26 protein-coding genes and 2 riboswitches are annotated in these 24708 nt (G+C 30.2%); of the genes, 18 read left to right on the forward strand and 8 right to left on the reverse strand.

All coding sequences use genetic code 11. The annotated features are described in order from the left end of the window. Position 1: 1 nt before the first annotated feature. The 12 genes from J2Z76_RS09935 (at position 2) to J2Z76_RS09990 (ending at position 11224) form a co-directional block, all read left to right on the forward strand. Positions 2 to 784: an ABC transporter ATP-binding protein gene (locus J2Z76_RS09935; protein ID WP_209511888.1), complete on the forward strand. Its 783-nt coding sequence runs from the start codon at positions 2 to 4 to the stop codon at positions 782 to 784. Between the two features lie 215 nt (positions 785 to 999). Continuing rightward, a riboswitch (cobalamin riboswitch) is annotated at positions 1000 to 1176 on the forward strand. Between the two features lie 106 nt (positions 1177 to 1282). Then, positions 1283 to 2524 (forward strand): glutamyl-tRNA reductase, encoded by a 1242-nt coding sequence (hemA, locus tag J2Z76_RS09940; RefSeq protein WP_209511889.1) that lies wholly within the window; start codon positions 1283 to 1285, stop codon positions 2522 to 2524. Continuing rightward, positions 2521 to 3153: a precorrin-2 dehydrogenase/sirohydrochlorin ferrochelatase family protein gene (locus J2Z76_RS09945; RefSeq protein WP_209511890.1), complete on the forward strand. Its 633-nt coding sequence runs from the start codon at positions 2521 to 2523 to the stop codon at positions 3151 to 3153. The genes hemA and J2Z76_RS09945 overlap by 4 nt, the downstream gene beginning before the upstream one ends. A 10-nt stretch (positions 3154 to 3163) precedes the next feature. After that, positions 3164 to 4063, forward strand: a complete 900-nt coding sequence (gene hemC, locus J2Z76_RS09950) for a hydroxymethylbilane synthase (RefSeq protein ID WP_209511891.1) — start codon at positions 3164 to 3166, stop codon at positions 4061 to 4063. Further along, positions 4056 to 5540: a uroporphyrinogen-III C-methyltransferase gene (gene cobA, locus J2Z76_RS09955; protein ID WP_209511892.1), complete on the forward strand. Its 1485-nt coding sequence runs from the start codon at positions 4056 to 4058 to the stop codon at positions 5538 to 5540. The genes hemC and cobA overlap by 8 nt, the downstream gene beginning before the upstream one ends. Positions 5541 to 5554: 14 nt before the next feature. Further along, on the forward strand, positions 5555 to 6520 hold the full coding sequence (gene hemB / locus J2Z76_RS09960; protein WP_209511893.1) for a porphobilinogen synthase: 966 nt from the start codon (positions 5555 to 5557) through the stop codon (positions 6518 to 6520). Positions 6521 to 6522: 2 nt separating this feature from the next. Beyond that, entirely contained in the window at positions 6523 to 7812 is a 1290-nt protein-coding gene (gene hemL, locus J2Z76_RS09965; RefSeq protein ID WP_209511894.1) for a glutamate-1-semialdehyde 2,1-aminomutase, read from the forward strand. Between the two features lie 16 nt (positions 7813 to 7828). Further along, positions 7829 to 8590 (forward strand): sirohydrochlorin cobaltochelatase, encoded by a 762-nt coding sequence (locus tag J2Z76_RS09970; RefSeq protein WP_209511895.1) that lies wholly within the window; start codon positions 7829 to 7831, stop codon positions 8588 to 8590. A gap of 33 nt (positions 8591 to 8623) precedes the next feature. Further along, a complete protein-coding gene (locus J2Z76_RS09975; protein WP_209511896.1) occupies positions 8624 to 9349 on the forward strand; it encodes an energy-coupling factor ABC transporter permease in 726 nt (241 codons plus the stop codon). Continuing rightward, complete coding sequence (locus tag J2Z76_RS09980) at positions 9327 to 9644, forward strand: energy-coupling factor ABC transporter substrate-binding protein (protein WP_425347562.1); 318 nt, start codon at positions 9327 to 9329, stop codon at positions 9642 to 9644. The genes J2Z76_RS09975 and J2Z76_RS09980 overlap by 23 nt, the downstream gene beginning before the upstream one ends. A 60-nt stretch (positions 9645 to 9704) precedes the next feature. Beyond that, positions 9705 to 10406 (forward strand): cobalt ECF transporter T component CbiQ, encoded by a 702-nt coding sequence (gene cbiQ, locus J2Z76_RS09985; protein WP_209511898.1) that lies wholly within the window; start codon positions 9705 to 9707, stop codon positions 10404 to 10406. 32 nt (positions 10407 to 10438) lie between these two features. Beyond that, positions 10439 to 11224 carry an energy-coupling factor ABC transporter ATP-binding protein gene (locus J2Z76_RS09990; protein WP_209511899.1) on the forward strand — a complete coding sequence of 262 codons (786 nt, stop codon included), beginning with the start codon at positions 10439 to 10441 and terminating at the stop codon, positions 11222 to 11224. Between the two features lie 49 nt (positions 11225 to 11273). Here the strand turns inward: J2Z76_RS09990 and J2Z76_RS09995 are convergent, their stop codons facing one another. The 8 genes from J2Z76_RS09995 to J2Z76_RS10030 form a co-directional block, all read right to left on the reverse strand. Further along, a complete protein-coding gene (locus J2Z76_RS09995; protein WP_209511900.1) occupies positions 11274 to 11489 on the reverse strand; it encodes an alpha/beta-type small acid-soluble spore protein in 216 nt (71 codons plus the stop codon). Positions 11490 to 11653: 164 nt separating this feature from the next. After that, positions 11654 to 11971, reverse strand: coding sequence for a hypothetical protein (locus J2Z76_RS10000; protein ID WP_209511901.1), 318 nt, complete (start codon positions 11969 to 11971; stop codon positions 11654 to 11656). A 91-nt stretch (positions 11972 to 12062) separates the two neighbouring features. Next, entirely contained in the window at positions 12063 to 12812 is a 750-nt protein-coding gene (locus J2Z76_RS10005) for a 4Fe-4S dicluster domain-containing protein (RefSeq protein ID WP_209511902.1), read from the reverse strand. Beyond that, on the reverse strand, positions 12809 to 14623 hold the full coding sequence (locus J2Z76_RS10010; RefSeq protein ID WP_209511903.1) for an NADH-quinone oxidoreductase subunit NuoF: 1815 nt from the start codon (positions 14621 to 14623) through the stop codon (positions 12809 to 12811). Before J2Z76_RS10010 ends, J2Z76_RS10005 begins: the two co-directional genes overlap by 4 nt. Further along, positions 14624 to 15121, reverse strand: coding sequence for an NADH-quinone oxidoreductase subunit NuoE (gene nuoE / locus J2Z76_RS10015; protein ID WP_209511904.1), 498 nt, complete (start codon positions 15119 to 15121; stop codon positions 14624 to 14626). A 75-nt stretch (positions 15122 to 15196) separates the two neighbouring features. After that, the gene (locus J2Z76_RS10020) at positions 15197 to 17035 is read right to left on the reverse strand and encodes an aldehyde ferredoxin oxidoreductase family protein (RefSeq protein WP_209511905.1); all 1839 of its coding nucleotides are present in this window, start codon (positions 17033 to 17035) and stop codon (positions 15197 to 15199) included. Beyond that, positions 17035 to 17514 carry a 4Fe-4S dicluster domain-containing protein gene (locus tag J2Z76_RS10025; RefSeq protein WP_209511906.1) on the reverse strand — a complete coding sequence of 160 codons (480 nt, stop codon included), beginning with the start codon at positions 17512 to 17514 and terminating at the stop codon, positions 17035 to 17037. The genes J2Z76_RS10020 and J2Z76_RS10025 overlap by 1 nt, the downstream gene beginning before the upstream one ends. Before the next feature lie 139 nt (positions 17515 to 17653). Next, positions 17654 to 17763: riboswitch (molybdenum cofactor riboswitch) on the reverse strand. A 6-nt stretch (positions 17764 to 17769) separates the two neighbouring features. Continuing rightward, positions 17770 to 17994, reverse strand: a complete 225-nt coding sequence (locus tag J2Z76_RS10030; RefSeq protein ID WP_209511907.1) for a MoaD/ThiS family protein — start codon at positions 17992 to 17994, stop codon at positions 17770 to 17772. A 287-nt stretch (positions 17995 to 18281) separates the two neighbouring features. Between J2Z76_RS10030 and J2Z76_RS10035 the strand changes: the two genes are divergently transcribed. The 6 genes from J2Z76_RS10035 (at position 18282) to J2Z76_RS10060 (ending at position 24701) form a co-directional block, all read left to right on the forward strand. Beyond that, positions 18282 to 19493 carry a sensor histidine kinase gene (locus J2Z76_RS10035; RefSeq protein ID WP_209511908.1) on the forward strand — a complete coding sequence of 404 codons (1212 nt, stop codon included), beginning with the start codon at positions 18282 to 18284 and terminating at the stop codon, positions 19491 to 19493. Then, positions 19468 to 20115: a response regulator transcription factor gene (locus J2Z76_RS10040; RefSeq protein ID WP_209511909.1), complete on the forward strand. Its 648-nt coding sequence runs from the start codon at positions 19468 to 19470 to the stop codon at positions 20113 to 20115. Before J2Z76_RS10035 ends, J2Z76_RS10040 begins: the two co-directional genes overlap by 26 nt. A 126-nt stretch (positions 20116 to 20241) precedes the next feature. Continuing rightward, positions 20242 to 21234: a hypothetical protein gene (locus J2Z76_RS10045; protein ID WP_209511910.1), complete on the forward strand. Its 993-nt coding sequence runs from the start codon at positions 20242 to 20244 to the stop codon at positions 21232 to 21234. Positions 21235 to 21249: 15 nt separating this feature from the next. Further along, positions 21250 to 22179 (forward strand): ABC transporter ATP-binding protein, encoded by a 930-nt coding sequence (locus J2Z76_RS10050; RefSeq protein WP_209511911.1) that lies wholly within the window; start codon positions 21250 to 21252, stop codon positions 22177 to 22179. Positions 22180 to 22189: 10 nt separating this feature from the next. Next, positions 22190 to 23572, forward strand: a complete 1383-nt coding sequence (locus J2Z76_RS10055) for an ABC transporter permease (protein ID WP_209511912.1) — start codon at positions 22190 to 22192, stop codon at positions 23570 to 23572. Next, positions 23535 to 24701: an ABC transporter permease gene (locus tag J2Z76_RS10060; protein WP_209511913.1), complete on the forward strand. Its 1167-nt coding sequence runs from the start codon at positions 23535 to 23537 to the stop codon at positions 24699 to 24701. The genes J2Z76_RS10055 and J2Z76_RS10060 overlap by 38 nt, the downstream gene beginning before the upstream one ends. Positions 24702 to 24708 lie beyond the last annotated feature (7 nt).

The raw sequence follows: 24708 nt of genomic DNA on the forward strand, positions 1-24708 counted from the left end.
AATGGAATTAACAGTAAAGAACTTAGATGTTAAATATAGTGATAAAAAAATAGTTAAAGATGTTAGTTTTCACATTAATACTGGTGAAATCGCTACAATAATAGGTCCAAATGGTTCTGGAAAATCTACGTTAATAAAAGCGGTTAGCAGATGCTTAAAAATATCTCGGGGTGATATTTTTTTAGATAAAATTAATATAAAAGAGAAAAAAACAAAGGATATCGCACAAGAACTAGCAGTGTTGCCACAAGTAAAAAATGTTTCTTCTGATATTTCAATAGAAGAACTAGTTTCTTATGGAAGATATCCACATCTTAAATTTGGTAAAAGATTAGGAAAAGAAGATAAAGATATTATAGATTGGGCATTAGAGAAAACAGGGTTACAGGATATGAGAAAAAGGTTTGTTATAACACTTTCTGGCGGTGAGCGTCAGAGGGCTTGGATTGCTATGTCTTTGGCGCAAAAACCTAAAATCTTAATATTAGATGAACCTACAACTTTTTTAGATATATCTTATCAGTTAGAAGTTTTGGAATTAGTTAAGGAATTAAATGAAACATTAGGACTGACTGTTGTTATGGTTTTACATGATTTAAATCAAGCCGCTAGGTATTCTGATAAAATATTAGTTATAAACAATGGTGAGTTATGTGATTTTGGTGAACCAGACAAAGTAATAAGCAGTTGTTTATTGAAAGATATTTTTAGAATAGATGCAGACATATATGATGATAAGATAAATAAGTGCACGTATTTTATCCCTAGAAAAACTATCGCATGAAATATAGCAGGTGCTTAGTGAATTTCTTAGTTACATCAAAAATTGCTCTATTTATATTAGCAAATCCGAATAAACAGTATCGATGAACAGAATAAAGAATTTGAACAAAGACAAAAAAAATAATTGAAATTTTATATTTATTGACAAAATTATTTATATGTGTTAAATTAAATGTAAATTTGAATTAAGAGAGAATAGATTAAAGTTATAAAATTAAATATATGAAAATTATAGGTTTATATAATTAAAAGGGAAAGCGGTTAAAATCCGCTACAGCCCCCGCTACTGTAATTGGAACGAAATCAAAGTATACCACTGGAATATTTTCTGGGAAGGTTTTGAGAGTAGGATAATCCATAAGTCAGGAGACCTGCCTAGTAATTTTACCAATAAGTCTTCGGAGGGAAGTTGTTATTAAGTGTATTTTATTGCATATAAACCATAGCCTAAGGCTATGGTTTTTTTAGTTTTAAATAGGTTGATTGGAAGTGGTTAAAAATGGATGTAGCAGTTATCGGTATAAATCATAATATAGCACCAATTGGAATCAGAGAAAAAGTTTCATTTAGTGAATCTAAAAAAGTTGAAGCTACGGCAATTCTTTTAGAAAGTGGTATTAAGGAAGTTTTAATATTATCTACGTGCAACAGAAGTGAAATATATGTTGCGTCATTGGATATTAGCAATGCTATTAATGTAGTAAAGGATTTTTATATTAATTTTTTTGGTGATAGGTCGGTTCAAGGATATATTTTTGATAAAAAGGGAAACAATGCGTTGATACATATATATGAAGTGTGCTGTGGATTTGATTCAATAGTAATTGGAGAGGATCAAATACTTGGACAAGTAAAAGATGCACTATCCACAGCAATTGAGCTAAAAGGTAGCAGTAAAATTTTAAATAAACTTTTTAGAGAAGCTATTACAGTTTCAAAAAAAATAAAAACTGAAACAAAATTATCAGAAAATCCTCTGTCTATAAGCTATATAGGTGTAAAACGAATTAAAGAAGAAATATGTGACTTGTCAGATAAAAAAGTTCTTCTTGTAGGGCTCGGTAAAATGGGAGTTTTGGCACTTACTCATCTTAGAGAATATGAAATAGGTAAGATATATGTTTCAAACAGAAATTTATTGAAGTCTATAGAAATATCAGAAGAAATTGATAATATTGAAGTAGTAAAATATGAGAATCTCAAAAACGCTATTAATATTGTCGATATAGTTATTTGTGCAACATCATCGCCTCATATTATTATTAAACAGGAGGATATTGGTTTCAATAGAAAAAAACCAGTTTACATACTTGATTTAGCTTTACCAAGAGATGTTGAGGAAGATGTTAAAAATTTAGAAAATGTTTTATTATATGATGTGGATTCTCTAAAATCAGAATCTGAGGAGAATCAAAGATTGAGGAAAACTTTGATGGAAAAAAGTAGGTATACTATAAATGAAAGTATTGTTGAATTCAACAAATGGAAGAAAAGTATAGGTGTGGATTCTGTGCTAGAGTCTATAAATAACAAATGCCAAAATATAAAAAATGATTCACTTTCATACATATATAGGAAAGTTTCTTTAAATCACAGGGATAAAAAAATCATTGAAAAAATGGTTGAATCTTCTATGAGGAAGCTTTTAAGAGAAGCAATCTTAAATTTGAAAGAGATAGAGGAGGAAGAAAAGTTAGAGGGGTATGTAAAAGTGCTTCAAGAACTATTTGAGTTGAAATGAGATATTATCCATTAGCTATTGATTCAAAAGATAAAAAAATACTAGTTGTAGGTGGAGGCAGAGCTGCCAATTTGAAATTAAAACAACTTGTAAAAACTTTGGCAAGTATTACTGTGGTATCAAAACAGTTTAGTAATGAAGTAATAGAGCTTAAAAAGGTATTTGGTGATAAGATAATACTGGAGTCGAGGACTATTGATATTAATAACATTAATATAGATGTAAATTATACTATTGTTTTTATTTGTACAGAAAATAAAGAACTGAACTTAAAAATATTTAAATATTATAACGATAATAAAGTTATGGCTATGATGACTAATAATAAGGAGGCTTCAGACTTTATAACAATGGCAACCATGGAAAAAGAAAACATAACTGTATCAGTTAGTACCGGAGGAAGAAGCCCAAGTGCTTCTAAAATTTTATTAAATGAAGTTGAAAAAACTTTAAATACAGAATTTATTGAAAAAATAAACTTGCTGTGTGAAATAAGAGAACTTTTGGTAAAAGAAAAAAGTTATAATTATAATAAAGAAAATATTAGTGATATAATTGAAAGCTTAATTTTATATAGTAATGAAGATTTATTAAAAAAGTTAAAGATAATGAGAGAAATAAAGTGTTAGGAGTATCCAGATGAAAATAACCGTTGGTACAAGAGGTAGTAATTTAGCATTAGTTCAGACAAATTTAGTTGTGAATCAGCTTAAAGAAAAAAATCCTGATGTTAATTTTGAAATAAAAGTAATAAAAACAAAGGGAGATATTGTACTTGATGTCCCATTACATAAAATGAATGATAAAGGTATTTTTACAAAAGAAATAGAGAATGAATTATTGAACCATGGTATTGATTTAGCAATACATTCTATGAAAGATATGCCTTCTGAGCACACGATTGGTCTAGCTTTTGGAGCTATTCCAAAAGGTGAAGATTCCAGAGATGTAATTGTTTCAAAAAAAGTTATAACATCACTTTCTGATTTAGAGGGTTGCTTAATAGGTACAGGAAGTATAAGCAGGAGATTTCAACTTCTGAGATTGTTAAATAATATATCTATTAAGGATATTAGAGGTAATATAGAAACAAGGATGAAAAAAATTGATACAGAAAATCTTGATGGTGTAATTTTAGCAGCAGCGGGTTTAAAAAGAGCCAATTATGAAAATAGAATCAGCTATTATTTTGATCCTAAGATATTTATTCCATCACCATGTCAAGGTATTCTTGCTTTACAAATAAGAGAAGATGATGAAAAAATAATAAGTGTTTTAAAAACCATAGAGGACGATGAAACTACAATTAGGGCAAAAGCTGAAAGAGCTTACTTAAAAACTATCGGCGGGGGTTGTCACCTTCCAGTTGGTGCATATACGGAAATAATTCATGATAAAATAACTATGTATGCTATATATGGAGATGAAGAATGTAAGCAATTATTATTTGAGCAAGGTACGGCTGATTTGAGTGATGCTGAAAAACTTGGAGTTGAGATAGCAGAAAAATTGAAAATGGAGCTAAAAAATTATGAGTGATTACGGTAAGGTGTATCTAGTTGGCGCTGGAATAGGAAGTGAAGAACATATAACTGTAAGAGGAAAAAAACTGCTGGAAAAAGCAGATGTGATAGTATATGACAGACTGCTTAATAACAAATTAATAAAAAAAGGTGATAAGTCAAAAGAGTTAATTAATGTTGGTAAGCAATCTTCAAATCATATTTTCTCTCAAGATGAAATAAATGAAATTTTAGCAAAGAAATCTAGAGAAGGAAAAATGGTTGTAAGGCTTAAGGGCGGAGACCCCTATGTATTTGGTAGAGGCGGCGAAGAAGCTTTATATCTCGTTGAAAGAGGTATAGAATTTGAAGTAGTGCCAGGTATTACTTCAGGAGTTGCAGGACTTTGCTTTGCTGGCATTCCAATTACACATAGGGATTACGGTTCATCGCTTCATTTGATAACAGGACACAGAAAAAATGAAGAGGGTTTGGATTTTGCTACATTTGCAAAGCTACATGGAACCATGGTTTTCTATATGGGTCTTGAGAATCTGTCAAATATTTGTAATGGTTTGATTAATAACGGAAAAAATGAAGAAACGCCATGCGCCATTATAAGTCATGGTGGATATCCAGACCAGAAGGTAATAACATCAAATTTAAAAAATATTGCTAAGGATATTGAACTTGAAAAGATAAATAGTCCAAGTCTAATTGTTGTGGGAGATGTTGTTAATTTAAGAGAAAAGTTAAATTTTTTTGAAACTAGACCTTTGTTTGGTAAAAATATTGTAGTTACAAGGTCTAGAAGTCAAGCGAGCACATTAGTTCAAAAACTCGAAGAATTAGGAGCTAATGTAATTGAATTACCAACAATAGCTGTTAAAAGCATAAATCAGGATAAATTAAAATTTGAACAAAATAATATAGAAAAATATACACATATAATATTTACTAGTGCAAATGGGGTAAAAATATTTATGGATTCTCTATTAGAAGATAAAGATGTTAGGACATTAGGAAATATTAAAATTTTTGCAATAGGTGATGGGACATCAAAAGAACTGCTAAAATACAGTATAAAATCTGATTTTATCCCTTCTGAATATGTGGGCGAGAAACTTTATGAAGAAATAAAAAGTCAAATAAAATCAACTGACAGGATTTTGTTGCCAAGAGCGTTGAAAGCTAGAGCGTTTTTACATGATAAGCTTTCTGATATGTGTGAATTATGTGAGGTTCCAATATATGATACCGTTGCAGAAAGTATAGAGGATACAGATTATTTAAAGGATTTAAGAATTGATTATGTAACATTTACCAGTTCATCTACAGTTGATAATTTTATGGAGAATGTAGATAAATCTGTTCTAGAGAATATTAAAGATTCTAAGACAGTATCCATCGGACCAATCACAAGTAAAACTATTGAAAAACATGGATTTAAAGTATACAAAGAAGCAAAAATATATAATATTGAAAATTTAATTAAAGCAATATTAGGACAATAGGAGAACAGGACATTATGAGAATGAGAAGATTGAGAGAAAATGCTTTAACACGAAATTTAATACGTGAAACACATTTGTCAAAGGATGATTTGATTTATCCTATATTTGCAGTAGAAGGTACAAATATAAAAAGTGAAATACCATCTATGCCGGATTGCTATCATTATTCAATTGACAGATTAAATGAAGAAATAGAAGAACTAAAAACACTTGGAATTAACTATGTTTTGATATTTGGAGTTCCTAATGAAAAAGACAAGTTAGGCAGCAGTGCTTATGATGATAATGGAATAGTTCAAAGAGCTGTAAAAGAAATAAAAAGAGTAAATTCCGGCATGTATGTAATAACAGATGTATGTATGTGTCAATACACTTCTCATGGACATTGTGGAATTTTAGATAAGAATGGAAATGTATTGAACGATGAAACTCTTGAATATTTATCTAAAATAGCACTTAGTCATGTAAAAGCAGGGGCAGATATGGTAGCGCCATCTGATATGATGGATTTTCGTATAGCCCATATGAGAAAAGCTCTAGATGACAATGGTTATCTTAATATACCAATAATGGCATACAGTGCAAAATATGCAACTTCTTTTTATGGACCATTTAGAAGTGCTGCAGGTTCAGCTCCGCAGTTCGGAGATAGAAAGAGCTATCAGATGGATATTGCGAATTCTGATGAGGCTGTTAGAGAAATGGCGTTAGATATAGAAGAGGGCGCAGATATAATTATGGTAAAGCCAGCTCTTACATACTTAGATATTATAAGAAGAGCAAAGGATAATTTTAATATTCCTCTGGCTGCATATAATGTAAGCGGTGAATACTCCATGGTGAAAACAGCGGTATTGAATGGAATATTAGATAAATCGGCAATATTTGAATCTGTTTTAGCAATTAAAAGAGCTGGTGCAGATATTATAATTACTTATTTTGCAAAAGATATAGCAAAAATTTTAAATGGTGGGAGATAAGAATGAATAAATCAAATGAATTATTCGAAAAGGCAGTGAAGGTTATACCTGGTGGTGTAAATAGTCCTGTCAGGGCCTTTGGTTCGGTTAATATGAATCCTATATTTATCAGAAATGCCAAAGGTTCATATATATATGACGTAGATGGAAAAAAATATATTGATTACATATCATCATGGGGTCCTATGATTTTTGGTCATTGTGATGAAGAATTAAATAAGGTTGCAATAAATGCTCTTGAAAAAGGTGTATCTTATGGTGTTCCTTCTGATGTAGAAGTAGAGATGGCAGAAATTATAACACAAGCATATAAAGGTTGCGAAATGGTAAGGATGGTAAACTCAGGAACAGAAGCTACTATGAGTGCAATCAGAGTGGCAAGAGGTTATACTGGCAAGGATAAAATAATAAAGTTTGAGGGTTGCTATCATGGACATTCAGATTGTCTGCTAGTAAAATCAGGTTCGGGAACACTTACATTTAATGTACAAACTAGTCCAGGAGTTCCTGTGGATACAGTAAAACACACCTTAGTATGTGAATACAACAATATTGATTCTGTAAAGGAAACGATAGAAAAAAACAAGGGTGAGATTGCTTGTATAATAATAGAGCCTGTTCCAGGAAATATGGGTGTAGTTGCACCTAATATAGAATTTATGAGGGAATTAAGAAAGATTACAGAAGACAATAACATAGTTTTAATATATGACGAAGTAATAACCGGATTTAGATTATCTTATGGTGGCGCAGCTGAGTTATTTGATATAGTTCCAGACATGGTCTGCTTTGGAAAAATTATAGGAGGTGGACTACCTGTAGGGGCATATGGAGGGAAATCGGAAATAATGAGTATGGTATCTCCTGTTGGAAAGGTATATCAAGCAGGTACTCTTTCGGGAAATCCACTTGCAATGTCTATGGGGATAGCAGTATTAAACAGATTGAAAAATAATCAAAAATTATATATTGAACTTGAAAATAAGGCAAAGAAATTAGAAGAAGGATTCAAATCAAATATAGAATTGTCTGGAGTGAAAGCTGTTGTAAGCAGATATAAATCAATGTTAAGTTTGTTTTTCACTGATAGAGAAGTAAACGGTTATTCTGATGTTGTGACTTCGGATACTGAAAAATATGCGAAATATTTTCAAAGCATGCTAAAAAGTGAAATATTGCTTCCACCGGCTCAATACGAAGTAATGTTTATGAATGCTACACTAAGTGATAAAGATATAGAATATACAATAAAAGCTAATTTAAAAGCTTTCATGGAGCTTTCTAAATATTAGTTTGTCAGGAGGAATAATGAAAAAGGCCATAATAAATGCAAGTTTTGGATGTTCAATTAAAGAATCAAGAGAAAAGTATATAGAAACAATTGAAAATAAAGTAAAAGATAAATACAAGGATGTTGATTGCTTTAGGGTGTTTACGTCAGAGATGATTAGAAGAAAAATAAAAAGAGAAGAAAATATTGAAATAGATAATATGAAAACTTGCTTAAGTAAATTAAAAAGAGGCGGATATACTCATATTTCTATTTTAGCAACTCACATAATACCAGGATCTGAGTATGAGAAAATATTGCATGCTGTTGAGGAATACAAAAATGATTTTGCTGAAATAAAAGTATCAAGAACTTTTTTAAATGAGACAATGGGAGAAAGAGAAGTCGACGTTATTAAATCGTATATTAAGATAGATTTGGAAAGTGACGAGGCAGTTGTTCTAGTTGGTCATGGAACAGATCATGAAGCTGATAAATACTATAAAGAATTTGAGGGATTATTGAGGGAAGTACTAAACAATTCTTATATGATAAGCATAGAAGGGAATTTAGTTTTAGATGATGTAATAAAAGAACTTAAGGAAAAAAAGTTTAGAAAAATATATTTGTATCCGTTTTTAGTAGTTGCAGGAGACCATGCTATGAACGATATAGCTTCAGATGATGACGATTCAATTAAGTCATATTTGAAAAAAAATGGTTTTGAGGTCGAGGCATTTATAACAGGGTTAGGTTCTAATGAAAGAGCTATAGAGCTTTTTGTTGATAGAATAAGATAATATAAAAATTATATTAACATAAAGGAGAATAAAATGAAAAAGAGAATTTATTTAGTAATGTCTTTATTATCAGTATTTTTATTAGCTCCAAATTATGTATTTGGAATGCATATTATGGAGGGATTTTTACCTTTACCTTGGGTGATTTTTTGGTTTGTTGTTAGTGCACCATTTGTTATACTTGGCGTTAGGACAATATCTAAAACATTTAGAGAAAACTCAAATCAAAAGCTACTATTTGCCTTGGTAACTGCATTTGTCTTTATTTTGTCAGCACTTAAGATGCCTTCGGTTACAGGGAGCACATCGCACCCTACAGGCACTGGATTAGGCGCTATTTTATTTGGACCACTCCCTATGGCGGTATCAGGGCTAGTAGTGCTTGTATTTCAAGCATTACTATTGGCTCATGGTGGAATTACTACATTGGGAGCTAATGTATTTTCTATGGCGATTGCAGGACCATTTGTTGCATATTTTGTATATAGAATATTCAAAAAAACAAATTTAAAAGTTGCAGTATTTTTAGCAGCAGCACTAGGAGACTTCTTTACATATGTTATAACTTCAATACAACTTTCTCTAGCACATCCAGATGCAGTAACTGGCGTTATGGGTTCTATGGTTAAATTTCTAAGTATTTTTGCAGTAACACAAATACCACTTGCTATAGCAGAAGGAATTTTAACAGTAATAATTTATGATTTAATTATGAACTATCAAAAAGAGGGAGGATATCAACTTGAAAAGATCAAATAAAAATTTATTATTGTTGCTAGTTGTAGTAGTATTAATTACATCACCACTTATATTTGTGAAAAATGCTGAATTTGGCGGTGCTGATGGGCAGGCAGAAGGGGTTATAACTGAAATAAATCCAAATTATGAGCCTTGGTTTAGTCCTCTTTTAGAACCAGCAAGCGGTGAAATAGAAAGTTTATTATTTTCATTACAGGCTGCTATAGGCGCAGGTGTTATAGGATATTTCTTTGGATTAGTTAAAGGAAAAAGAGAATCAAATAGTAAAGATAATTCAAAAGTGAAAAAAGCATAAATAGATGTATGCAATATAACAGTTATGTTGCATACAATTTGCAATAAAAGGAGTGTTAAAATGCTTATAATAGATAAGCTTGCATATACAAATAAATTTTCAGAATCAAATCCTTATATCAAGGTGTGGTGTTCTATTTTAATAATAGTTATATCAATAGTTAATTCAAATATATGGATATTTCTTGTTATGATATTTGTTGTATCTATGGCAACTGTATCTGGGGCACAAATACCAATTAAAATTTATGTAAAAATGCTAATTGCACCTATTATATACCTATTTATAAGTATTTTAACTATAATATTATCATTTGGATTTCATGAAATAAATGATGTTTCAAAATTTATTTATTTAAAAACTTTTAATTTTATGAATTTTTATATAGGAATAACAGTAGGTTCTTTACAAAGAGGAGGAACTATTTCTCTTAGAGCTATTAGTTCTATAATTGGAATGTATTTTCTAATATTGACTACCCCATGTAATCAACAAATAAAAGTTATGAAAAAAATTAAAATTCCATCCGTATTTATAGAAATATACGTTTTGACTTACAGATTTATTGCAATATTTTTTGAAGAAGTATCTCAAATTCATTTAGCTCAAAAAATGAGATTTGGGTATAACAGCTATAAAAACTCTATGAATTCTTTAGCTATTTTAATTAAAATTCTATTTGTAAGGATTATGAGTCGTTATACAAGTATGGTAAATATTTTAGAAATAAAGCATTTTGATGGTACATTTTATGTGGATTAAACAAGATAAATTAAAAAAGCAGGCAAATAATTATGTTGAAAATGGAGAATGTAACTTATATATATGAAGATAAAACAGTTGCACTTGATAATGTTAATATAGATTTAAACAAGGGAAGAAAAATTGGAATAATTGGGTCAAATGGTGCAGGTAAATCAACTGTGTTCATGAATTTTTTGGGACTCTTTAAACCAACAAAGGGAAATATAATTTATAATGATACTGTACTTAAATACGATAAAAAAACTCTCACTTCTCTAAGAATGGACGTTGGATTAGTGTTTCAGGACCCTAATAAGCAAATATTTTTTTCAAGTGTTTATGACGATATAGCCTTTGGACTTAGAAATCTTAAATATGATAAAAAGGAGATAGATGATAGAGTTATTAGCGCAATGGGAAAAACAAATATTTTGGACCTTAAGAACAAACCCGTTCATTTCCTAAGTTATGGACAGAAAAAGAATGTATCAATCGCAGGAACAGTTGCTATGAGCCAAAAACTAATTTTATTTGATGAGCCAACCGCAGGACTTGATTATTTATCAAGGGAGAATATAAAAAATATTATTAATAATATAGCAAATGAAGGCAAGACTATAGTTGTTTCAAGCCATGATATGAATTTTATCTATGAGATATGTGATTATGTATATGTTTTAAATAAGGGACAGGTATTAGCTGAGGGGGAAATACAAGAAGTGTTTTTAAAAAAAGCTATTCTAGATAAAGCTTCATTAGAGGAACCATTTCTAATAAAAGCTTATAAATACCTTGGTAAACCCCTTTGTAAAAGCGAAAAAGAGTTGTTTAACTAAATAAAAAAGAAAGATGCAATGGGGTCTGACCCCATTGCATCTTAATGGTTTAGTAGATATCTTGATCTGTAGGTGTTTTGTTTATTAACATTTTTTCTCCCCTACGTACCATTTCTCTAACACTTAAGCCATTTACCAGAGCTGGGTACATTTCAGATGTCATGCCGTTTATTGTTGGATATCCTATTTCCTGGGCAATTTCCATTTTTAAATCATTTAATGCCTGCTTAGCCTCTGGTACTACTAATTTATTTCTATTACTCATTCATACAGCTCCCTTCGTTTGTAAAAAAAGCTATATGAATATTTTAACCAGATATAAATTATATAGTAATTAAAAATTTGGTAAAGTAATTAAAATTTACACTTTAATATTAGAAAATTTAATTAAAAAATATTTTATTTCTATAATTTATTTATCATATTCAACTATCGTGGGCAACCAGCATTGTCTGATAGCAATCTTTCTAAACATCTTAAGCACCAATTACTGTTGTTTCCACAGTGTCTCCAGTTAGAATTGTTACCTCTATCAGGGCTTACCCAGAAACAATCATCATCAAAACCGCTTTCACCTTGAACAACTTCATTACGTCTTAAACATCGACCTGTTCCGTTTATGCATCCTGGACCTCTTAATGCAATTTCTGTTATACCTCTTACGTTTCCAGGACAAGGATTCCAACAGCTTCTTCTACCTGAATTACCTTGCACATTACCATTATTGTTTGATCTATTACAACACATTAATAACACCTTTTTTATAATAAATTTTTGAGTCAAGCTCATTAGTATTGTATTCTACAAATTAAAAAGTGTTACTATAAAATATGACAAGTTAATATATATTTTGACAAGATTCTTTAAATTTTTCACCAATTATCTTTCTTTTGCAACTATCACATAATGGTTCTTCATTGGTATTTAGTTTTTTATTAACATAGTTTATTGCTTGTTCTGTAGTATAGTATTTTCCACATCTAGAACATGGAACTAAATTAAATTTTTTATTCCATATATTTCTCTCATTATTTTTATCCACTAGTTTTATATTGTTAGTAGGGCAAACATCTGCACATGCACCGCATCCTATACAATCCTTTGAAGCATCATCATAGGGTGTTGATACAGCTTTAGTTGTTCCTCTATTAACAAGTGATATTGCATTTGTACCCATTGATTCACATGCCTTTACACATAAACCACATAAAATACAATTTTCTTTTGAATTAACATCAACAAAACGAGTAGGTGGGACTACATTATACTCTTCTGCTAAGCTTTTTATATATTCATTGTTTGGCGTTCTAAGTAACAATAGCATTATTATGTCTTTTCTTATTTTAATTATATTTTCAGTGCTTGTAGATACTTCAATTCCATTTTTGATAGGGAAAACACATGAAGAAACAATTTTAGTTTTAGTTCCTTCTGTTACTTCTACCATGCATAATCTACATCTACCTTGACCAATTAATCCGCTTTTATGACAAAGGTTGGGAATGTCTATATTATTTCTTATAGCAAGTTCTAATAGTGTTTCACCTAGATTACCTTCGTAATAATTTCCATCTATTTTAATTTTCAAATTATAGCACCTCCTATTATTACAGCACCTGTAGGACAAACGCTATAGCACGAACCACATTTTATACATTTTTTTATATCTATAACATGTGGATTCTTTTTACTTCCTATAATTGCATCTACGGGGCATTTTCTTTTGCATAATCCGCATCCTATACAAATGCTTTCTTCAATAGAATAACTTGTTAAGTTTTTACAAACACCAGCACTGCATTTTTTGTTTATAATATGGTCTATGTATTCATCTTTGAAATATTTAATAGATGTTATAACGGGATTAGGAGAAGTTTTACCTAAGCCACACAATGAAGCTTCTGTAATTGTTTCACCCAACTGAATAAGTAAATCAATATCATCAATTTCACCTTTTCCCTCTGTGATATAAGTTAATATTTTAAGCATTGTATTAATGCCTTCACGGCATGTTGTACATTTACCACAGGATTCTTCTGAAAGAAATTCCATATAATATCTAGCTAATTCAACCATGCAGGTAGTATCATCCATGACGATAACGCCACCGGACCCCATCATTGAACCAATATTATTTAACGAATCAAAGTCAAGAGAAATATCTAAATGTTCTTTAGGTATACATCCGCCAGATGGACCACCAGTTTGAACTGCTTTAAAAGGTCTGTCCTTTATTATGCCTCCACCTATTTCAAAAACAAGGGTGTTTAATTTTGTTCCCATAGGAACCTCAACTAATCCAGTGTTTTTTACCTTTCCAACTAAAGAAAAAACCTTTGTGCCTGTATTATGTTCAACTCCGATCTCTTTAAACCAGCTTGAACCATTTAAAATAATAGGTGGTATATTAGCCCAAGTTTCTACATTGTTTAAAACCGTAGGTTGGTTCCACAATCCTTTTTCAACACTACGTATGTATTTAGCACGTGGCTCTCCTATATTTCCTTCTATAGATGCCATGAGTGCGCTTGATTCACCGCAAACAAATGCACCTCCACCTCTTACTATTTCTAAATCAAAGTCAAAACCACTATTTAATATATTTGTTCCAAGGTACCCATGTATTCTTGCGCTTTCAATAGCAATTTCCATGTTTTTTCTTGCAAGTTCGTATTCATCTCTTATATATAAAAATCCTTTATGTGATTCTATTGCATAACCACATATAATCATACCTTCAATTACTGTATTGGGATCACCTTCCATTATGCTTCTATCCATAAAAGCCCCAGGATCACCTTCGTCACCATTGCACACTATGTATTTAGGATATTGATCATATTTAGAGCATGTTCTCCATTTTAATCCAGTGGGAAATCCTGCTCCACCTCTACCACGAAGATGTGAAGCTTCCACTTCATATATAACCTCTGTAGGGCTCATTTGAAATAAAGCCTTATGCAGTGCTTTGTACCCATCCTGTTCTAAATAGTCTTCGATTATCAATGGGTCAATTTCACCGATATTTCTTAAAGCAATTTTATGTTGAGGTTTATAAAACGTTGCATCTCTATGAGATTTTATTTTTTCCTTTTTATTTGTATCAAAATACAAAAGCCTGTCAATGGTAATGTCATTTTTAATTGTTTTTTCTATAATTTCATCTACATCATTAGTGGATACTTTAAAATATGAAATATCATCTGGCATTATTTTTACAACAGGTCCTTTTTCACACAAACCATTACATCCTGTTGCTTTAATAATTGGCTCAACTGAAATATCAGAATTTTTAAGTCTTTCATTTAACTTGTTATAAATTTCTATACTATTATTTGCGATACAACCGGTTCCGCAACATACTAAAATTTTCTTTTTATTATCACATTTATCATTCATTTAAATTGCCCCCTTATATTCATCAATTACGGCTTTAACTTTTTCTTTATTCATATCTCCATAATATTTTCCGTTAATTACCATAACAGGGGCTAGGGCACAAGCACCTAAACAATTTACAATTTCAATAGAAAATAGTCCATCTTCTGTCGTTTCACCTGGTAATATTTCTAGCATTTCACTTATTTCTTCTATTAATTTATTTGAACCGCGTATATGACATGCAGTACCATTACATACTTTAATTATATATTTTCCTTTTGGTTTTAAACTTAGTGATTTATAAAATGTTGCAATACTATATATATCACTTAGTGGTAAATTTAAATATTCAGATATACTAACCATTATATCTCTTGGTATATAGTTAAATTCTTTTTGTATATCTTGAAGTATCGCTAAGGTATAACGTTTTTCTTTTGGGTAATTTTTTATTATATTAATTGATTTTATTGATTCTTCTGAATCTATAGAATCATAATTGGATTCAATGCTCATAGTTTCACCTTCATAAAAATATTTAGAACACCCATTATATATATAATGGATGTTCTATTATCTACTTAAATTGTATTAAAAATCTGCTTCAGCTACAGCTTTTACACTTATAGATAGTTCATTTACTTTTTCATCAGTAGGAATACCATATTCATCCCAACCTCTAAGTTTATAATATTCATCCAGCATAACATCTAAATCAGCTACTCTTCCTTTTGCAGGACCGCTAGTTAAAGGTTCTAGAAGCAATCTAGGTGGTAGAGTATCATCATTTCTAGTAAATCCAGCTTCTAAATTAAATAATCTTTCTAAATTCCAAATTCTTTCACCTGCCATCAGTACCTCTTCGTCAGTCATATCAACTCCTATAGTGCTTCTTAACATTGCAGCAATTTCAGGCAACCCTAAAGCAAACGTAGTAAATAAACATATATCCGATGAATCAATCATAGCAGTTAAGTCTTGGAATAATTTAAGAAGTGCAGCTTTGCCTTCGGTTTCAAGAGGGTCAGTCTTGATAGGAATTCCTAATACTTCAGGTGAAGTTAAATAACCTCTAACATGACATCCTCCACGGTTGCTAGTTGCATATTCTAAAGCCATACCCTGTATAGCCCTACCATCATATGCTGGCATTTCTTGTTTTTTAACACTCATAGAGTATTCAGGATGACCGAATTTTTCAGCCATTCTGTATGATCCTAAAGCCATTATATCGCCAAAACCATCTCTGTAACCTGTACGTTCAGCCCATTCTATAATACCTTCTGCATCTCCGAAAACTAATTCTTTTCCACCTAAATCATCTTTTGTAATTATTCCTTTTTCATAAAGTTCCATTGCACATGCTATTGTTGCACCCATTGTAATAGGATCCATACCCAGCATATTACATACATGATTTGCTTTATCTATAGCATTCATATCGTTTACGCCACTTGAAGCACCAAAGGACCATCCAGCCTCATATTCTGGACCAGCAACTATTCCTTTATATTTGCCATCAGGGATTTTTATTACTCTTCCACAGCCAATAGGGCAGGCAAAACATGCTTTGTTTCTAATTAAGTAATGTTCTTTTAAATATTCACCGCTAATTTTATCAGCATCTTCAAATCTTGAAGTTTGCCAATTGTTTGTTGGTAGTGCATGAGTTTCATTTAATATATTAACAAGTACTTGGGTTCCATAAGTAGCAAGACCTCCGCCTTTACCTGCAACAGGATTAACCAAAATTTTCTCTCTTGAATCAAGAGTTGCTTTCATAAAGTCGGGTTTATTAGATACTCCTACGCCTTTTGTACCTTTTACAATTACTGCTTTAAGATTTTTAGACCCCATAACAGCGCCTATACCAGATCTTCCAGCTGCTCTATCTTTATCATTCATTACAGTAGCAAATAGTACTTGCTTCTCCCCAGCAGGACCTATACATGCAACCCTTGCATCTTCTTCATTTTCCTGTAATAAGATATCAGTAGTTTCCATAACTGTTTTGCCCCACAAATGATCCGCTTTTTTTAATTCAATTGTATCATCATTAATATGTAAATATACAGGTGCATCAGATTTTCCTTCAAATATAATTCCATCATAACCAGCAAATTTTAATTCTGGTCCAAAATGACCACCTGAATTAGCAGCACCTATTGTACCTGTAAGGGGAGCCTTTGCAACTACATTAAATCTACCTGCACATGAGGCATATGTACCAGTCATAGGTCCAGTCATAAATATAAGCTTGTTTTTAGGACTTAGAGGATCAATTTCAGGGTCAATTTCATCATATAGGTATTTAGAGCCTAGACCTCTGCCACCAATATATAATTTAGCATCATCCATATTTAATTTTTCTACACTTATTTTTCCATCGCACAAATTAACTCTAATTAGTTTTTCAGTCCAACCGTTCATTATTTTGCCCCCTCTCTAAGTGTTTCTACAAATTGGCTAGCAATATTCTTTCTTTTTTGTAAAGAACTATCCAACTCTTTGTAATCTAATGCACCACTAGGACATAATCTAACACATTGAGGATACCCGTCGCATAAATCACATTTTATAACCTTTTTTTGTCTTGAACTATAGGTCATGTTTCCAAAAGGGCAAGCGCTTACACACATTTTGCAGCCAATACATTTTTCTCCATCAACATGAACTATTCCTGTTTTAGAATCCTTTGTAATTGCATTTACAGTACAAACTGTCATACAATGAGGTTCATCGCACTGCAAGCAGGTCATAGGAACCTGTATGCCAGCTTCATCATAAGACAGTACCGAAATTGCTGCATCTTTTGGATTGAACTCATCAATTTTGTAGAATGAACATACAAGCTCGCAGGTTCTACATCCTGTGCATTTTTCTGGTGAAATTACAATACCTTTTGACATTTTACCTCTGGTCACCAATTGGTGCCAGAATCCACCTCCTTTATTTCAATCGCTCGAAAGCAATCGTTTACAATTAATATAAAACTTTAATTTATTTTAACCTTGTTATAAAACAAAGGGATACATATCTATCAAACATGTTTGATAGATATGTATCCCTTTGCCATGGCAGGCGTAAAAATTACTTTTTGCACCCTATCGTTCATAAAGGCCCTTTGAGGTCAGTTATGAATCGGAATACTATATATTCTATTTCTAGCCTCCGCCAACAGGGGGGAATAGGGCTAGTATATCATTATTTTCTAATACAGAATCAATATTGGAATGTCTTCCATTAATTAAGACTATTCCAAGGTCTTTTTCATTAATATAAATTTGTTCAATTATTTTTCGTATAGTTGTTCCTTTATTAATAATTAAATGTTTACTTTTCCAACGATTATCTCTAAAAGAAGCAAACAACCTAACTTCAATATCCATAATAAATACCTCGAATATTATTTATATAAAATATTCTTGAACTATAATAATTATAACATAAAAATTCTGCATACGCAATAGAATAATGAAAATAATGGTAATATAGACGTATAATCGTATTGTTGAAAAAATATTATTATAAAAATATATTGTTTACAGATGAAATGTAATGTAAAATATTGTAAGGACAAGTAGCTTGATTACCGCTGTTTTTCAGATAAACATTCTGAATAATAGCGGTTGGACATATAACAAAGTAAATATTTTAAATAGTATTGGAGTATTCTATGATAAAAAATGAAAAGTATTTGTATGTATATATATTAAAAATTATTGTATCATCAATATTGTTTATATCAGCTTTATATTTTGAAAATGCACAGCAACATAGACTATATGTACTTGTTGCCTTATTTTCTTTTTTTTTGATAAATAGTATTACAAAATATTTCATCAATAAGCAAAGTAAATTATATTTCTTTTCTTTAATTTTAGACATAGTATTGATATATTTTTTAGAATTAAATTCAAGACTTCTTATAAGTTATTTTTTACATTCTCTATATATAATAATCCTTCTTGAAGCATCCATAACGTTACAAATAAAACAAGGAACAATAATAGGTATTTTAATTATTATTGTTTCCATGATTAAATTTATATATCTTGTTTACTACAAATTCAATTTTTCAAACATTTCTCAGATGGTTTTTTTCCTGATAGCAAATGGACTCATACTTGTAATTGGAATATTCGCACAATATAATAAAAAAGAAAAAGAAAAAAAAGGAATTTTATACAAAGAACTTTTAGATACACATAAAAAATTAAAAGAATCTACAGATAGGGTTAAAAGGTTATCCGTTGTGGAAGAAAGAAATAGCATTGCAAGGGATATACATGATAATTTAGGTCATGACATGACAGCCTTAATAATGCAGCTGCAAATGTCAGAACATTATCTCAATCAAAACAACCCACTAAAATCTCAAGAATTTTTAGTTAGGTCTATAAAAACAGCAAAAGATAGTTTATCTGGAATTAGAGATGTTGTAGAAACACTAAGAGGTGAAGATATAAATTATTATGATGATACAGCCATTAAAACGCTTGTTGATAAATTTTCTGAAAAAACTGGAGCAGCAATTGATTTGAAAATATCTGGTAAAATAACACCCAATTATGAAGAAAATCTTGCAATATTTCATATATTGCAAGAATGTCTAACAAATGCAGTAAGGCATGGAAAGGCAACAAAAATTATAATAGAGCTTGATTATTCATATACCACAATTAGATTTAATATAAAGGACAATGGAATTGGAGTAAAACATATTGACGAAGGCTATGGTATGAAAGGAATTAAGGAGAGAGTTAAAAATTTTAACGGAAATGTTGAATTTAGATCACTTGATGGATTATGTGTAACGGGTAGTATTTATTTAAATAAAGGTAATAACGGGGAGGCTAATGATGATAAAATTACTATTAGTAGATGATCAAGATATATTGGTTGAAGGGCTAAAACTTATACTAGGAGTGGAAGATGATATAGAAATATGTGGAACAGCAAATAATGGTAAAAAGGCATATGAATTATGTAAATGGAATAAACCTGATGTAATACTTATGGACATACAAATGCCTGAAATAAATGGTGTTGAAGTTACTGCTATGATAAAGAAAGATTTTCCTAATGTAAAAATAATAGTATTAACAACATTTAACGATGACCAATACATATATGATTCATTAAAAAATGGAGCATCAGGATATTTATTAAAAGATACATCACCTTCAGAAATAGCAAGAGCGGTCCGTACTGTTTATAATGGTGGAGCTTTAATTCAATCAGAAGTTGCAATTAAAGTAGTAAATAAGTTTTCTCAACTTGCTAAAGGGAATTCAAATAAATATATAGATCCAAAAGTAAAACTTCTGACAGAAAGAGAAATTGATATTTGTAGATTACTTGCAGAAGGTAGAAATAACAAAGAAATTGCAGACGAATTATATATAAGTCAAGGAACTGTAAAAAACCATATTACGAAGATATTGGTTAAACTAGATTTCAGAGATAGAACTCAGTTAGCAATATTTACAGTTAAAAATGACCTTTAAATATTTTCAAAAATAATGTGCCAAAAGTCATGGTTAAAATTATAAATATATGTCTTATGGTACTAGAAAGAATAATTTAAAGCTAGTAAAATTATAAATAAAATGATTTATAATTGGAGGTTCATTATGAAAAGAATTGTTATTTTAATATTTGCTGTAATTATTGTATTAGGATTAGTATCGTGTAATACAAATAGTCTAGAAGAATATAAAAATGCGGCAAAAAAGACAGATGAAATTAAAAAGGGCCAAGCTTTAGCTGAATTTTCATTAAATATGAAATTTAATTCTGAAGTTTTAACAGAAGAAGAAATTAAAAGTTTAAATTATATTGAAAATATGAAAGGAACTTTTAATGCGATTTATGACGAAGAAGAGAAAAAAAGTATATTCAAAAACTACATGAATTTTGGAGGATTAGGATTTGATTTTAACATCTATGAAAATGGCGATGATGTAATAATAAAGCTACCCATTGTAGGAAAGTATGTGAATGTAAATCAAATAAAAAATTCTACAACCATAGAGCATGAAGATTTCGAAAAAGAAATAATTTCAAATGAAACTAAAGAAGAAATAATGAAAACTTGGATTGGATTAATGAATGAAGAAGATGTATTTAAAGGAAAGGATATAATTCTTACAACTCCAGACGGTGAAGTTAAAACAACTGAGTATACAATTAATTTGACCAATGAACAAATAAAAATGTTAGCGACTAAGTGTGTTGAAATAATATCAAAAGATAACAGCTTAAAACAAACCTTTGAAAAATACATTAAGATGAATTTGGAGGATCAAGATTATATAAGTTTTGAAGAAATAGTAAACAATATAAAAGATAATATTGATATTTATAATGTAGAAGGATTTAATTATACTGCATTAGTAGATATTGACGGTTATATAGTAAGTGAAAATATGAATTTTGAATTAAAAGCTATTGATCCAGACTTTGTTTTAGAAAAAATTGATTATAATTTAGATATTAAGAATTGGAATATTAACAAATCACAATACTTTGATTTTCCTGTTGTTACAGAAGAAAATATGTACAACATAGATGATCTTGATGAAAATATGCCAAATAATGTGGAAGACTTTCTCAAAAATAATTAAATATGGGGGACAATAATGCTTAAAATTAAAAATTTGTATAAAAATTTTGGTAGTATAAAGGCTGTAGAGGGTGTAAGTTTTGAAGTAAAGAAAGGTGATATATATGGACTCCTAGGCCCTAATGGTGCAGGAAAATCTACTACAATATCAATAATATCAACTCTTTTACAGCCAACAAGTGGTGAAGTTTTATATGAAGGAAGTAACATATTTTTAGATTCAAAGCCTATAAGACGTGATTTAGGTATAGTGCCACAGGATATAGCTTTATATCCAACGCTTACAGGATATGAAAACTTATTATTTTGGGGTAACGTATATGGTCTTAAAGGATCGCAACTTAAAAAGAGAATAAGTGAAATATCAGATATTGTTGGACTAAATGAGAGAATAAAAGATAGGGTAGATAAGTATTCTGGAGGTATGAAAAGAAGATTAAATATAGGGGCTGCGTTACTTCATATGCCTAAACTTCTTATAATGGATGAACCAACAGTAGGTATCGATCCTCAATCGAGGAATCATATACTTGATACGGTTTTAGAGCTTAATAAACAAGGAATTACAATAATATATACAAGTCATTACATGGAAGAAGTTGAATATCTTTGCAATCAAATTTGCATTATGGATGAAGGTAAGGTAATAGCATTAGGACGTAAATCAGAATTAGTTGAACTAGTAAAGGAAAAAACTCAAATTAGCATTAGATTTGATAAAACCGACGTTTGTGTGTTAAATAGCCTTAAGGAAATAAGGGGTGTGTTTGATGCTAATATTGTCGATGAAGGTATCACTTTGTTTGGGGATAACGGGGATACACTGTTGGCAGAAATTATTGCAAAGGCAACCGAACATGGAAGACGTATTGAATCAATTGATGTAAAAAAACCAAATCTTGAGGCTGTATTTCTTCATCTTACAGGAAAAGCTTTAAGAGATTAAGGAGCAGAATATGAAAATAATAAGTATTATCATTAAGGATTTAAAAATAATACTAAGTGATAAAAAGGCTCTTGCAATAATGATTGTCATGCCGATTGTTTTGACTACAATTTTGAGTATGGCTTTAAAAGGTTCGTTTATAAGTGGTGAAGACAATAATATAAAAACAGTTAATATTGCAATTGTTAAACTTTATGATGAAAATATGGATTCTCAAATGTTTAAGACTGCATTAAATAATAATATAATTTCCCAAGGAATGGGAGATAAAACGTTAAAAGAATTAATTGATTCAGGAAATAGCATAAATCCTGAAGAAATGATATTTGAGGACTTTTTAAATAGTAAAGAAGTATCAGAAATTATTAATTATAGATTAGAAAAAGAAGAAAAAGCTATGGAGTTATTAAATAATGGTGAAGTTTCAGCAGTTTTACTTTTTCCTGATAAATTTATATATGATATGAAAATTAACCTACTTACTCCATTTAGGAACAATGTTGAAATCAAAGTTATTACTCATCCTGATAGAAATATAGATGGGCAGATAGTTAAATCAGTTATAGAAGCATATTCAAATGCTATGTCTTCAATAATAATTGGAAAAAATGTAATTATTGAATCAGTGATGGCTAACAACATTAGTTATGATAGTATTAGTAATATGGAAGATACAATGGAAAAAATGAATAAACTTATTAAAGATATTAATGTTAACATTGATAATGTTGTTGTAGAAGGAAAGAAAAATATATCTAGTGCTGACTACTATGCTGTTGCTATGATGACCATGTTTATTCTTTTTGCAGCAGGTCAAGGTGGCAGGATGCTATTAGAAGAAAAGGATAATCTAACATATCAAAGAATGATAGTGGCGGGAACATCTAGTCTTGGAATTCTATGTGGGAAATTAATAACAATTTTTTTAATAGCTATATTTCAAATTGTTACTATGATTATTTTTTCTCATTATGCTCTAAAAGTTCAATGGGGAAATTTAAATTCAGTAATATTAATTAGTTTATCTGCTGCATTTTCTGTTGCAGGATTAGGTACTTTTATTGGGGCAATTTCATATAAAGCTGGTAATTATAAGATAGCTAATATATTTGAATCTGCTATCATTCAATGTATGGCTCTTTTAGGAGGTAGTTTTTTCCCGATTGAAGTATTGCCTAAGATAATGCAAAACTTAAGCTTTTTATCTATAAACGGCATAGCGTTAAGGTCCTATTTAAAAGTTTTAATAGGCTCTGGGACAAAAGATGTTATAAATAATATTTTCATATTGAATATTATAGGATTGTTATTTTCTATTTTAGCAATAATTGTACTCAATAGAAAGGAAGGTTATAATGCTAAGTATAATAAAACTACGGATATTAAGGCTTAAAGATGATGTTTCAGTTTTAATATTAATGACAGTAATGGCATTTGGATTAACTGCAATTTTTGGTATTTCATTTAATCAATACAGACCTACAGTATTAATAGTTGATGAAGATAAAAGTTCATATTCGGAGAATCTTATTGATGAACTTAAAAGAAATAATGCTTTTAATTTTGTTAATTCAGATATAGATAATGCTCAAGTAGGAATTGAGGAAGGAAAAGCAGCAGCTGCTTTGTTAATAAATAAGGGATTCAATGATAATATAGAAAATGGTAAAAATGTAGATTTAGGAATAATGAAAATTAAAGATGATGCAATGATTCTTGCACTTCAAGAAATGCTAACAAGTATAACTATGAAGATGTCTGTTGGAATTCATATATCAAATATTACTTCTGAATTAGTCTATACAGAAAAACCTGAAATAAATAAAGAAGAAATTAAATTAAATGCATATAAAAATATTATGGAATCGTGGAAGTATAAAAATCCTATTAAAGTTACTGCAACAATTGCAAATACAGGAACAAATTCAGGTTATGATAATTTAATGCATTCTATTATTGGGTTTACAATGTTTTTCTCTATGTATACAATGGTATTTTCAATAGGTACTATATTGTATGATAAACAGTACAAAACTTGGGAAAGGATGTTGGTTTCACCAGTTTCTAAATCTTCAATAGTTGGAGGGAGCATTGTAGTTTCATATTTGACAGGTGCAGTACAAATGGGAATACTAATTTTAGGCGGCAAATATTTGTTTAGTGTGGATTGGGGAAATAGTATAGCTGGTGTTTTAATGATATGTGCAGCCTTTATATTTGCTGTAACATCTCTAGGGTTAATGATGTCTAGCTTTATAAAAACACAAGCACAGTTAGGTTCGATAGCTCCAATCGTATTAACGAGTACATCAATGCTTGGAGGTTGTATGTGGCCGTTGGAAATAGTTAATAATAAAGCTTTGTTATTTTTAGCAGAATTAACTCCACAAAAATGGGCAGTGCAAGGTGTAGAAAATATTGCAAGCAAGGGAATGGGTATTGAAGCAGCAGTAATTCCAACTATAGTGCTTTTAACAATGGGGATAATTTATTTTACCATAGGTGTAAAAAGAATATCGTAGGGGCAGG

Origin of the sequence: Sedimentibacter acidaminivorans, assembly GCF_017873955.1 — a bacterium.
Taxonomy (GTDB): domain Bacteria; phylum Bacillota; class Clostridia; order Tissierellales; family Sedimentibacteraceae; genus Sedimentibacter; species Sedimentibacter acidaminivorans.

Coding starts and splice junctions, on each gene's coding strand:
- J2Z76_RS10050 (WP_209511911.1), top strand. CDS start 21,250: ATGCTTAAAATTAAAAATTTGTATAAAAATTTTGGTAGTATAAAGGCT.
- J2Z76_RS10025 (WP_209511906.1), bottom strand. CDS start 17,514: ATGTCAAAAGGTATTGTAATTTCACCAGAAAAATGCACAGGATGTAGA.
- J2Z76_RS10010 (WP_209511903.1), bottom strand. CDS start 14,623: ATGAATGATAAATGTGATAATAAAAAGAAAATTTTAGTATGTTGCGGA.
- J2Z76_RS10055 (WP_209511912.1), top strand. CDS start 22,190: ATGAAAATAATAAGTATTATCATTAAGGATTTAAAAATAATACTAAGT.
- hemB (WP_209511893.1), top strand. CDS start 5,555: ATGAGAATGAGAAGATTGAGAGAAAATGCTTTAACACGAAATTTAATA.
- cobA (WP_209511892.1), top strand. CDS start 4,056: ATGAGTGATTACGGTAAGGTGTATCTAGTTGGCGCTGGAATAGGAAGT.
- J2Z76_RS10040 (WP_209511909.1), top strand. CDS start 19,468: ATGATAAAATTACTATTAGTAGATGATCAAGATATATTGGTTGAAGGG.
- J2Z76_RS10000 (WP_209511901.1), bottom strand. CDS start 11,971: ATGTGTTGTAATAGATCAAACAATAATGGTAATGTGCAAGGTAATTCA.
- J2Z76_RS09990 (WP_209511899.1), top strand. CDS start 10,439: ATGTTGAAAATGGAGAATGTAACTTATATATATGAAGATAAAACAGTT.
- J2Z76_RS09935 (WP_209511888.1), top strand. CDS start 2: ATGGAATTAACAGTAAAGAACTTAGATGTTAAATATAGTGATAAAAAA.
- J2Z76_RS10035 (WP_209511908.1), top strand. CDS start 18,282: ATGATAAAAAATGAAAAGTATTTGTATGTATATATATTAAAAATTATT.
- hemL (WP_209511894.1), top strand. CDS start 6,523: ATGAATAAATCAAATGAATTATTCGAAAAGGCAGTGAAGGTTATACCT.
- J2Z76_RS10060 (WP_209511913.1), top strand. CDS start 23,535: ATGCTAAGTATAATAAAACTACGGATATTAAGGCTTAAAGATGATGTT.
- J2Z76_RS09975 (WP_209511896.1), top strand. CDS start 8,624: ATGAAAAAGAGAATTTATTTAGTAATGTCTTTATTATCAGTATTTTTA.
- J2Z76_RS09970 (WP_209511895.1), top strand. CDS start 7,829: ATGAAAAAGGCCATAATAAATGCAAGTTTTGGATGTTCAATTAAAGAA.
- J2Z76_RS10020 (WP_209511905.1), bottom strand. CDS start 17,035: ATGAACGGTTGGACTGAAAAACTAATTAGAGTTAATTTGTGCGATGGA.
- hemC (WP_209511891.1), top strand. CDS start 3,164: ATGAAAATAACCGTTGGTACAAGAGGTAGTAATTTAGCATTAGTTCAG.
- J2Z76_RS09995 (WP_209511900.1), bottom strand. CDS start 11,489: ATGAGTAATAGAAATAAATTAGTAGTACCAGAGGCTAAGCAGGCATTA.
- nuoE (WP_209511904.1), bottom strand. CDS start 15,121: ATGAGCATTGAATCCAATTATGATTCTATAGATTCAGAAGAATCAATA.
- J2Z76_RS10045 (WP_209511910.1), top strand. CDS start 20,242: ATGAAAAGAATTGTTATTTTAATATTTGCTGTAATTATTGTATTAGGA.
- J2Z76_RS10030 (WP_209511907.1), bottom strand. CDS start 17,994: ATGGATATTGAAGTTAGGTTGTTTGCTTCTTTTAGAGATAATCGTTGG.
- hemA (WP_209511889.1), top strand. CDS start 1,283: ATGGATGTAGCAGTTATCGGTATAAATCATAATATAGCACCAATTGGA.
- J2Z76_RS09945 (WP_209511890.1), top strand. CDS start 2,521: ATGAGATATTATCCATTAGCTATTGATTCAAAAGATAAAAAAATACTA.
- cbiQ (WP_209511898.1), top strand. CDS start 9,705: ATGCTTATAATAGATAAGCTTGCATATACAAATAAATTTTCAGAATCA.